Annotated in this window: 6 protein-coding genes; 3 read left to right on the forward strand and 3 right to left on the reverse strand. The window is 33.7% G+C overall.

All coding sequences use genetic code 11. The annotated features are described in order from the left end of the window. The first annotated feature begins 150 nt into the window (after nucleotides 1-150). Nucleotides 151-7,875, forward strand: coding sequence for a DUF6443 domain-containing protein (locus Q0893_RS03295; protein WP_299272412.1), 7,725 nt, complete (start codon nucleotides 151-153; stop codon nucleotides 7,873-7,875). 3 nt (nucleotides 7,876-7,878) lie between these two features. Further along, nucleotides 7,879-8,298 carry a hypothetical protein gene (locus Q0893_RS03300; RefSeq protein ID WP_298900947.1) on the forward strand — a complete coding sequence of 140 codons (420 nt, stop codon included), beginning with the start codon at nucleotides 7,879-7,881 and terminating at the stop codon, nucleotides 8,296-8,298. Nucleotides 8,299-8,617: 319 nt separating this feature from the next. Here the strand turns inward: Q0893_RS03300 and Q0893_RS03305 are convergent, their stop codons facing one another. After that, nucleotides 8,618-9,883 carry a DDE-type integrase/transposase/recombinase gene (locus Q0893_RS03305; protein ID WP_299272415.1) on the reverse strand — a complete coding sequence of 422 codons (1,266 nt, stop codon included), beginning with the start codon at nucleotides 9,881-9,883 and terminating at the stop codon, nucleotides 8,618-8,620. A gap of 165 nt (nucleotides 9,884-10,048) precedes the next feature. Next, nucleotides 10,049-10,717, reverse strand: coding sequence for a hypothetical protein (locus Q0893_RS03310; RefSeq protein ID WP_299272417.1), 669 nt, complete (start codon nucleotides 10,715-10,717; stop codon nucleotides 10,049-10,051). A gap of 169 nt (nucleotides 10,718-10,886) precedes the next feature. On the opposite strand from Q0893_RS03310, the gene Q0893_RS03315 reads away from it, so the two are divergent. Next, nucleotides 10,887-11,603 (forward strand): XRE family transcriptional regulator, encoded by a 717-nt coding sequence (locus Q0893_RS03315; protein WP_298900941.1) that lies wholly within the window; start codon nucleotides 10,887-10,889, stop codon nucleotides 11,601-11,603. Between the two features lie 43 nt (nucleotides 11,604-11,646). Here the strand turns inward: Q0893_RS03315 and Q0893_RS03320 are convergent, their stop codons facing one another. Beyond that, nucleotides 11,647-11,844: a hypothetical protein gene (locus Q0893_RS03320; protein WP_299272419.1), complete on the reverse strand. Its 198-nt coding sequence runs from the start codon at nucleotides 11,842-11,844 to the stop codon at nucleotides 11,647-11,649. Nucleotides 11,845-12,043 lie beyond the last annotated feature (199 nt).

A 12,043-nucleotide genomic window follows, 5' to 3' on the forward strand; every position in this document is an offset into this window, starting at 1 on the left:
TTAACTTTTAAAGGTTAAACCTTTAACAAGGTTTAGAGTTCATTAATAATTTTATCGGGTAACAATTAGGCACAAATACCGCACCAGAATTCTTTGTTCATTTCAAGTCGTGGGTTTTGTGTTTGCATTAACTATTAAACTCATTTATTAATGAAAAATTTTGTAAGCTCTAGTATGACCATCATTATGGTGATGCTATGTTCAATGTCCTATGGTCAAGAATTACCAGAAATCATTCCGCCCTCACCAACTGTAGCCAATTTAATGCAGTTTGAAGAAGTTCCTGTAAGTTATTATACAGGACAACCTAATATTTCTATCCCAATCTATTCTAAGGCCATTAATGGCGACTTAGCTGTTAATATAGGGTTGAGTTATAATACTCAAGGTGTTAAGATTAATAACCGCTCAGGTTGGGTTGGTACAAGCTGGTCTTTAAATGCTGGTGGAGTCATCTCGAGAACAGTAAGAGGCTTACCCGATGAGAAAAAAAAGAACATTGGAATCACTGGAGAGGGTGTTCTTCATAATGATGATTTTTGGGACTATGACACTCTAATTGCTAGCGAAAAAGAACGTTTTAGATGGCGTGCTGCTGGAACACCAGATAACGTCTATGATTATGAATCTGATTTATTTCAGTTTAACGTTTTAGGTGTTACTGGACGATTTATTATTGTTAAAGATGAAAATGATGATTTAGTACCTAAATTTTTATCAAAAAATCAAAATTTAAAAATAGAAATCACTTATAACGATGACCCTCTTAGTGATTATTACTATGATATCTATTCATTTAAAGTAATTGATACAAAGGGGTATATTTATGTATTTGATGTTGTTGAACAAATGACAACTGCTCCTTTTGTAGCTGTAGAGATGCATGATAATAGTTCAAGTATTTCTGGAGATGGTTCAGATTACATTAGTAAATCTGCTTGGCATCTTTCACGAATTGAAATGCCAAATTCTGTTAATCAAGATTTAGTATTAGTAAACTTCGACTATCAGACAAGTCAAGAAACATATACGGCATCAGTAACTAGGACATATACAAGACCTATCAATCCTACTCAACCATTATGGAATGACTTAATATCTGTACCATATAATGCATCAGTATTAAAACCAAAAGCTGTTCATTCATATTTAACTACTGCAACAACAACTCAAAAACTATCAAAAATAAGTTTTAGGGATGGTACATATATAGATTTTGAATTTAAAAATAACTTTCCTCACCCTGAAACAAACGGGCATGTCTTAGAGTATATTAGAATTAAAAAAACTGGAAATATTGAAAATAAACACTTTCAATTTGTATATAATGAACAAAACCCTACAGATAGGCTATGGCTTATTGGTGTAAATGAACACGCTAATGGAAATACAAACTCATATACATTCGAATATAATGACAAGCATTTGTTACCAGATTTTGATGATGTAAATAACACTGATGACTGGGGTTATAATAAAGCTATTGCCAATACTAATTATTGCGGATTATTTATACCTGATGATACGGCTATTTTAAAGGGTTTACTCTCACGTATTATTTATCCAACAGGAGGGTCAAAGGAATTTGAATTTGAACAACATAAAATTACCTATCAAGGAAATACGCAATTAACAGATGATGAGTACCGTGATAAAAACCCTGACAATTGGTTGTCTACAAGTATTGGCGCATCTTTTGATAATACCATAACTAACCATAATAGTTTTGGAAATCCAAATGCTTATCACGAAACATTTACAGTAACTCAAGCCCAAGAAGTGTCTTATAAAAGGAATTCCATTTCTGGCAGTGCAGAGGCTCTTTTTAATTCATATATAGAAGTTACGGGACCAAATAACTTTCAAGAAGTCTTTAGATTGGATTCTGAAGAGGAAGTGAAGTTTTATATTGAAGCGGGTAGTTATGACGTTAGGTTTTACTGTCTAACTTTGGGTGCTAATGTCACAGCAGATATTTGCATTGGTTATAAGAATTTTAAACCTGTTGTTCAAAGGTATATTTATGGTGGTGGTGTAAGAATAAAGTCTATAAAATTTAAGGATGACCCATTACTAGCCTCTAATGAGAAAAATATTCAATTCACTTATGATGATCTTAATGGTCAAAACAGGTCATCAGGTTCAATAGATGGTCTGCTTACAGGTATAACAAAAACATATAATGAATCAGTTACAAGACATTTAATACCAGAGCAATGTGCCTTAGGTACTATAAATACTGGACCAGTAACATTTAATTTTGAAGTTACTACTAGAGGGCTTAATGCTGAGCTTACCCAAGGTCAATACGTAGGTTACAAAACAATAACTGTTAGTGAGCCAGGTAATGGCTTTACTAGACATACGTATACTTCAGCACAAGACCATTCTAGTCCTTCAGCCACTTTTACCTATCCATATGCGCCAGCAGAGGATTTAGATTATAAAAGAGGACTACTTACCAAAACTGAAGTACATGAAGAGTATATTGAAAACAACTTTACTTTTACTAGAATAATAAAAGAAACTAATAATCAATATGATTTTGATGATTCTGATGTGATTTCAACAAATCATAAATTATACACTTCTGATTGTGAATGGAAACAATATTATGAACTTTACGATACCTATATGAATCCTAATGGGATTCCAGAGCGACCAATGCAACAGTGTTATACCACTCAAACTCTAGAAACAGATATTATAACCACACAAATATTAGTATTAGTTGAAGATAATAAGTATCGATTGGTACCATCTTCATATATTATTCACGGTAATGGTAATGGCGGATGCGATACAGATTGCTTATTAGGTCAATATCAAAACTGCGGCTCTATTCCTTTTACTTTCATTTCAAGAGATTTAAAATCTACATGGGTAAAGCTTATTGAAACTGATACTAAAGATTATTTCTATGATGGTGGACCTGCAAACATCAAGGAATCTAGGCAAGAGTTTGTATATGATGCCACCAACTATCAAATCGATTCATTAAAGGTTTTTTACAATGAAAAAGGCGTAGATCAGGAGCTTTTAACCGAATATTTCTACCCACATGATAATGTATCAAGTACATCGGCAGCTCTAAGAACCAAAATGATAAATAATGTCAATAAAGTTAATGAGGTTCTAGAAACGATTGCTTCGAAAAACGGGGTTAAGATTTCACAAAGCAATACCGCATATCACGAATTTGAAACAGACCTTATTCTTCCTAAACTGGTAGAAACTCAAAAAGGAACAGGCATTACAGAAGAACGTATTGAATTTTACGAGTATGATGCTTATGGGAATCCACTCGAAATTGGCAAAACCAATGGTATAAAAATTGCTTACGTCTGGGGTTTTGATGCTACTGTGCCATTGGCTAAAGTCATCAATGCCTCATATAGTGATATTGAAGCGTTGTCTAGTTTTGGTTCTGGATTTAACCTTACAGGAAATCTATCTACGCAACAAACAAATGATTTAAGAACGCTCTCAAATGCTATGGTGAGTACTTATGTTTATGATCCACTGGTTGGAATAACGAGCCAAGAAGATGCAAGAGGCTACCAGATGAGTTATGAGTTTGACGATTTTAATCGTTTAAAACGAGTGAAAGATAATGACAACTATATACTAAGTGAGAATGAGTATGTCTATGGTGCTCAAAGTAGCTATGTTAAGAGTACAGCCTTTAAAGTGCCAACGCTTAATGGTGTGGATTATGCTTTAACTTCTGGACAACTGGTTACTGACGACAAAATAGAAAGCATTACGTACTTTGACGGTTTAGGGAGAGCTAAGCAATCTATTGCCAAACAAGCGGGTGGCAATAAAGAAGATATCATCGTACCAATGGTTTATGATAATTATGGCAGGCAAGTTTTCGACTATTTACCATATTCAAGAGCAGTAAGTTCTTTTAATTTTCAAATCCAAGATCAAACCTTTTTTGATGATTTAGACAATCAGTACTTGGCGAAATATCCAGACGATTTGGATGTTAATAGTCCAAATCCATTTTCAGAAAAGCACTTTGATCAGTCCCCTCTTAACAGAGTGTTAGAACAGGGCGCGCCTGGCGATTCTTGGGCTGTAGATGTAAGTTCAGATTTAGATCACACTATTAAGTTTGACTATCAGGTCAATGCTGTAAACATAGATAAATACAGTGTTATTTTTCCAGATTTAAATACCGAGGCACCACAACTCTATTACGATGGTGTTTATGTGGCAGGAGAGCTTTATAAGACCATTACCAAGGATGAAAACTGGCAACCAGGACAGGCCTATCCAAAAGCACATACCGCAGAGGAGTTTACTAACTCTCAAGGTCAAGTCATCTTAAAACGCACCTATGATTCTAATGGTTTAGAACACAACACGAACTATGTCTATGATGATTTTGGAAACCTTACTTATGTGTTATCACCAAAAGGGAGTGACCTGATATTAAAGACCTTTTCACCAGAATCCTTTGTGGATGATGATACCTATAAGTCGTTTTTACCTTTAGACAAAAAAGGAAATGTTGTTGGAAGCGGAACAGGACAGGTTGATATTATTGTGGATGAAACCGCCAATACGATAACCGTTGATTTTGATATGACCTTTAACCCAAGTATTGATCTTAAACAAGGTGCGATATTTCAGTTAAAATCCACCATTCCAGATATGGTAGTTGGTACCATTCTTAATGGTGATTATACGGTCTCTATTCAAGACGGACATTTGTTTATTGCAGGTAGCGGAATTACAAGTTTAGTAAAAGAAGAAATCGTGGCTAGTTTACCAACAAACATCATTAAAACGAAAGTACTTGATGGTTTGTGTTACCAATACCATTATGATTACAGAAATCGATTGGTAGAAAAGAAAATTCCACAAAAGGGCTGGGAATACATTGTTTATGACAAGCTAGACAGACCAATGGCGACCCAAGATGCTATGCAACGCGCAAAAAGCCCAATGGAATGGTCGTTTACAAAGTATGACGATTTTGATCGTGTGGCTTATACAGGACTATTTACAACAACAGCACTGGCTGGAAGTAGAGGTAATGTTCAGGCCACTGTAAATACGAGTGCTTCATCGGTAAACGATTCTAGTTCTTCTACGATTGATGGCGTTACGGTGTACTACTCTAATAATGTGTATCCAACAACCAATTTAACACTACATAGTGTTAATTATTACGATGGGTATAATGCAAGTTTAACCACTGCGGTTGCTAATCCGGGAACAGTATTTGGAACGCAAGTGACTAGTGATACCAAGTCACTTCCAACAGGAAGTCTGGTTCGTGTGTTAGGCACCAATAATTGGATCACTTCGGTAAGCTATTATGATGACAAAGCGCAGCCTATTTATGCAGGTAGTGAGAATACTTATCTTAGTACAGATGATATAATTAAATCAGAGTTGGACTTTACAGGCATTGTTACCAAGACCGAAAGTTCACATACTAAGGATACTAATGCTGCTATTGTAGTAACCGATAGGTTTACTTACGATCATGCCAATAGACTGCTTACTCAAAAACAACAAATTACAGGACATCCCGAAGAACTGATTGTATCAAATACCTATGATGAGCTTGGGCAATTAACGAGTAAAGGTGTTGGAAACGAGGAGAGCGCAACACTACAAAACGTAGATTATACGTATAACATTAGAGGCTGGCTTAAGCAAATAAACAACCCAGATGCTATAGGTAATGATTTGTTTAGTTTTAAAATTAATTATGATAGCCAAGAGCTTGGTTTAAATAATGACAAACTTTATAATGGAAACATAAGTGAAACCATTTGGAAAACAGCCAACGATCCAACAGCCACTGTAAGAGGTTATGGGTACAACTATGATGCACTTAATAGAATCACAGCGGGAAATATGGCTATAGACACAGGTAGTGGTTATGCTCAGGCTAATGGTTACCATGTTAACGGATTGCAATATGACAAAAACGGAAATATTGCGAGCTTGCAACGTACAGGCGCAACAGCTGTTTTTGATAACCTTATTTATACCTATGATTACAATCAACTTACGACGGTTCAAGATTTGGTGACCAACCAACAAACCGAAGGCTTTATAGATGGACATCTTAATGGTACGGACTATGGCTATGATGATAATGGGAATATGATAGAAGACAAAAACAAGGATATTACTAGTATTGCATACAACCATTTAAATTTACCAACAGCCGTAGAATTTAGCAACTCGAGTACCAAGAAAATTGACTATATTTACGACGCAACAGGTCTAAAATTAAAGAAAGTGGTCAACGATAATGGCAACATGACAACAACCGAATATGCGGGGAACTACATCTATGAGAATAGTGTATTAAAGTTCTTTTCTCAACCAGAGGGTTATGTAGAACCAAATGGTGTGAGTTATGAGTATGTGTATCAGTACAAAGACCATTTAGGGAATGTTAGATTAAGCTACTCTGATCCTAACGACAGCTACCAAGATATTTTAGACAGTGATTTAACCAACAGTTATAGTGGTTGGGTACATAATGGTGCGGTCACCTCAGAGCTTATAAACGGAACACTAAGGGTAGATGTCAACTCGGCTTATGAAGGGATTAGAAATGAACTTCCAAATTTAACAGTTTCACCAGGGGATGTGCTAGATATTACACTGGTGTTTGATAAGGGTAATACACTATCTAATGTAAGATTGTATTTCCAAGAGTTAGATGCTAATGGTAATCATTTAAGTTGGAATACCATGGATGCCAACTTACAAACAGGAACACATAATTACACCTATACGGTTAATGCAGCCAACAGATTAACCTTAAGAATAGATAAGGACAATACCAATACCGGTAGTTTAACCTCTTTTTATGTAGACCATGTGAGTGTCACAACAGGCGCATTAGAAATACTAGAAGAAAACAACTACTATCCTTTTGGCTTGAAACAAAAAGGCTATAATGTCGTCGTATCTTCAAATAGCAACTCTATGGCAAGTAAATATAAATATAATGGAAAAGAGCTTAATAAAGAACTTGGACTGGATTGGTACGATTTTGGTTTTAGAAATTATGATGCCGTTTTAGGGCGCTGGATGAATATTGATCCATTAGCAGAAAATTACTATAGTTATTCAGCTTATAGTTCAATGATGAATAATCCCGTTAGCTTTATTGATCCAGATGGGAGGTTTACCATAGATATAACAGGGAATAAATCTAAAGAAGCTTTGGCGGAATTACAAGCATCGGTAAGTACAGAACTTAATTTATCTATGAAAGATGGAAGACTGTCATATACTTTGGTTGATTCTGAAGCTACTTTGTCTGATGATGCGCAGAAGCTGGTTAATGCAATAGATGACCCTTATGTGCATGTAAATGTTTCGGCTACAGATAATGACTATATTTCAACAGGAGCAGGGGTTTTAATAGGTACATTTATGGGTAATATAATAACGGGCGGATTTACACCTCCTTCAGTTGATTCAAGTTTAGAAGGTAATGGAATAATCAATCAAGTTGAAACATTCCAAGAGATTAATGTTTCGGCGTTAAGTGGAATGGATAAAATTAATCATGACCCAGGGCAAACCACCTTACACGAAATTACAGAGTCTTATTTAGGAGGTAAACTAGTACAAGCTAATGGAAAAGCAACTGGTTTCGGACAAGTAAGTGGAGGTGAAGATTATGCGTCGGCTATATATTATTTAGCACATGAAGCTGCAGCAAAGCAATCTGGAGATGTAACACTAGGTTATTTCGATAAGAATGGAGTACGACTAAATATTAAAAATGCAATTGAGTTCTCTAGGCTACATGAAACAAGAGCCTTTACTGGACCAAACTTGGATCAAATTTTTCATACAGTTAAATTGACAAAGTATTAAAAAATGAAGTATTTAATAATCACAATTGTAATAGTGTTTACCTTTGGTAGTGATACAAGAAATGTAAAAAAAGATCAAATTCAAAACTCAAAAAAAAACTATAAAGTTTTTAAAATTGACTCAATAGGTTCTTTTTACCTTGTTTATTTGAGAAAAGGAAATCTAAACTATAAAGTCATTTCTGAAAAGCTGAAAAAAAAAGAGTCTAGTGATTTAATTGAGGTTGGAGAAGAGTATAATCTAAGTTTGTATTCTATTTTTAATCAGAAATTGAAAATAAATAATAAAGAAGTAAGAGTAGTGCCTTTAATAGCAAATTGTGTTCAATTTGAGAAAGATATTAATATTTGTAAAGAAAAAGATCTAGGTATTAATGATTTACATTACACGCCGGATTTAAGAGGATTATATATTATTAGATGACCCTCGCTGGCGCAAGTGTCCACGCTTGTGCTAAAAGCTAAATAATACAAAAGCCATAATGTAAGTTGTGGCTTTTGTTTTTAATAGCATGTAGATTATTTTCTGTACTTTTAACTTTATAATATTGAGCGACAGGTGTGGCTTTGCGTTAAGGGTTGCAGCGGTGCAATCTACATAGCTATTTTAAAATAAAGCGTCCCATAAATGGGATTGTATTGAGAATAAGATAGTTATAATGTTGTGTTTTGAAATAAGAACATCAATTAAAAAGCAACTTTAATTTTCCTATGTTGCTTTTACTTTTAAAAGGTTCATCAATCTATAAACATACATTACAGATGTTTTTCTTGTTAAGTTGTCTTCTTAAAGTTTTATGTTCATTGAAATTTTGAGTGTATTTGGAAATATCGATAGTAATTCCATTAAACGTTTCTTGTGGCGAGTTACCACCTAGACTCATTTGTGGACGTATATGATTATAAATTTCGACAGATTGGTTTAAGATTTTATTGAGCTGATTTGAATTAGCAATATCCTTAGGAAATAGAAATTGATGTTTAATGACTTTGTTAAGCGCTTCAACCATAGAATTGGAAAAGATTACATCTTTTTGGGCGATAAAATGTTCAATAGGAATTTCGGGATTATTTATAAAATTAGACACAGTTGTATTAACATTTTCACTTCCACCATCAGTTAAGAATTGTAGTTTATAAGGTTTATGTATTTGGTAGGCCTTATCAAGCAGTTCTTTAATAGCATTGGAAGACGGACTAGAACAAATTTTGTAACCAATAATATATTTAGAGAAATGATCTATTAAGAAATGAATGTAATGTTTTGAGGTATCTGCAGTTTTAAAAATAGTAACATCAGCACACCAGAGTTCATTTGGTTTAGATGTTTTAATAGGGTTATAACCATCAGATTTTCGTTTTCTTGGTCTATTTTTAAATCCAAGTAAACGACAGTATTTATAAAACGTCGTCATTGCACATTTTAAATTTTCATCACGTAAGGCCTTTAAATAGATAGAAGATTTTGACCAGTGTTTATAAACCTCATTTTCCATATATACTTTAATAGTTTCAACTTCTTTTGGTAATAGTTGATTAGAAAGTCGTTTAACACACCATTTGAAATAAGAAGCGTTACATTTATGAATCACGATAGATTTATAGTTTTCAAAAGTACTTCTTGAGATGTTAAATAGTTTTAGGGCGTTATTTATTGGGATGATATCTTTTAGAGCGTTGATAGTATTTACAATGAGTTCTTTCTGATTTTTAAGTAAGGATGTTACACCTTTAATATTAGATACCACATGATGAAAGGTATCAGCTAACTTAAAGTAGCTTTCATTTATTTTCTTAATTTTTGAAGATTGATTCATTCGTTTAATGAATTCAATCTCTTTTTTTATGATTTGATTAATTTCAGAAAATGCGTATTTATCATCTGGTTCATTTTTCCAGCGAGATAAATTAGAACTTGGAATGCTAGATATTTGATCAGTAGATAACAGGTCGTTTAACAATCCGTGTTTTACGAGATGTTTGATTGAAGTATCCCACGATGTTCTCATATTGCCGTAATAAAATTAGGCAAACAAAATAGAGGCTTCTCAGATAAAGCGGTAAAGGTTTAAACTTGATATTTTAAAGTATTATGCTTTACTGTTTGAATTTATATATGTTTAAAGTATAGCCATTTGCTTTAACTACAATTTATTTACAAATTAATTCAAATACTAGATAAATCCTTTTATTCGAGCTTGTTCTAATAGGAAACGGTCATTTTTTTGTTCTACATCAAAGAGTCGTTTTAGATTGCGTTTTCTACTTTCTATTCCGCTATTAGATAGGTGAACAAGCTCTGAAAGGTCTTTAGTTCTCACTCCTTTTGAGAGGTGGTGTAAAATAAGCCTGTCTCTTTGGTCAAGTGGAATATCACTTGTTATACGAGAACGTAACATTCTTAAAACAGATTTACTATAAAAAGGAACGCTATTGATAACGCTTTCAATGGCTTTTAGCAAATCATTGAAGGATACGTCTTTTTTTAATAAAACCGCATCAGGATCAAGTGTTTTAATCGTGTGTGCAATCATATAGTTGTCTTGATGAGATGTAAGCATTAAGAATTGTACATGATCATTTGATGCCTTAAACAATTTCATCATGTCTTTTATGTACTGTAATTTTTCATGATCTTTTGATTCAATGTCTATACTTATAAACACAAGATCAAACTGTTTTTTTGATATGACTTCATCGCAAGCTAACTTATAAGAGTTTAAACATTTTGGTTTAAAGCTAATTCCTTGGTTAAGTTCAGCTACGCGTCTAAGAGCTTCTTCAATAGAAAACGAAATAAGAGGTTCCTGCTCAATAATAAGGGCGTTTTTTTGTTTGGTCATGGTTGGCGGCTTACTTAAATTTATAATTAAAAAGATGAAATGTATTTAGAATAATTTCAAAATGTTGCATATATTTGCTCTTTAGTTGTAACAAATGTAAATAATATTGCAGAATAATGCAACATTGTATTGCAAAATAATGCAATAATTAATAATAAAGCTAGATAAGATGTTGAAAATAAAAGAAATAAGGGAGGTTAAAAACTTGACTCAAGATCAGGTTGTTGCATTATCTGGTATTAAAAAGCGTAGTTATGTGGATTATGAAAGCGGAAAGAGCGACATCCCGTTCACTAAACTGCAAAAAATAGCAAGAGCCTTACATGTCTCTATATCTCAAATAACAGGGGAAGAAGAATTGCCAAAAATGGTCGTTAAAAAAAATTTTGAAACGAGAGATCATAACGCATCTTTTGGTAAACCCAGGAATGTGTTTAGTTTACGTTCTGACAAGAATATACAAAACCAAGATATTCCTTTATATAACATTGAAGCTACAGCAGGCTTGGTCGAATTATTCCAAAACCATCAAGATACTACACCAATAGATACTTTGCATATACCTAATTTACCTAAATGTGATGGGGCTGTTTTTGTTACCGGAGATAGTATGTATCCATTATTGAAAAGTGGAGATATAGTCGCTTATAAACAAATAGAAGATCTAAGGAATGATATTTTCTTTGGTGAAATGTATTTAGTCTCCGTTGATGTGGCTCAAGAAGAGTTCATAAGTGTAAAATACGTACAGCGATCTGAGAAAGGAGATGATTATATAAAATTAGTATCTCAAAACGCTCATCATCAACCCAAGGATGTGCATTTGTCTAAAGTAAGAGCGCTGGCACTTGTAAAAGCTTCAGTGCGTATTAATTCTATGAGTTAAAAAAACTCATAAGATTAATTATGAGTTTTAAATAGATATTCAATTATTTTAACCAAATCTTCTCAGCTTTTTCAAACCCCACCCATTTATGATTTTCATCATGACCACGACAGGCCAGTTCATAACGAATAAACATCTCAAGCGGAATCTTATGAGATAAAATAAACCTTAGTATTTCTCCATTAGTTCTTGTGAACATCCCTTCAATACTTTCCCAATGTGAGAGTGGGTTGATATCCATACCAATATGACCCTCGCTGGCGCAAGCATCCACGCTTGTGCTAAAAGCTAAATAATATATAAGCCATGATTTAAATTGTGGCTTTTATTATTAATACAGTATAGATTATTTTCTGTACTTTTACTTTGTAAGATTGAGCGACAATTGTTGCTTCGCGTTAAGGGTTGCAGCGGCATCCTTTTTACGTCAGTTCGAGTGA

Source organism: uncultured Psychroserpens sp., assembly GCF_947494225.1.
Classification (GTDB): Bacteria; Bacteroidota; Bacteroidia; order Flavobacteriales; family Flavobacteriaceae; genus Psychroserpens.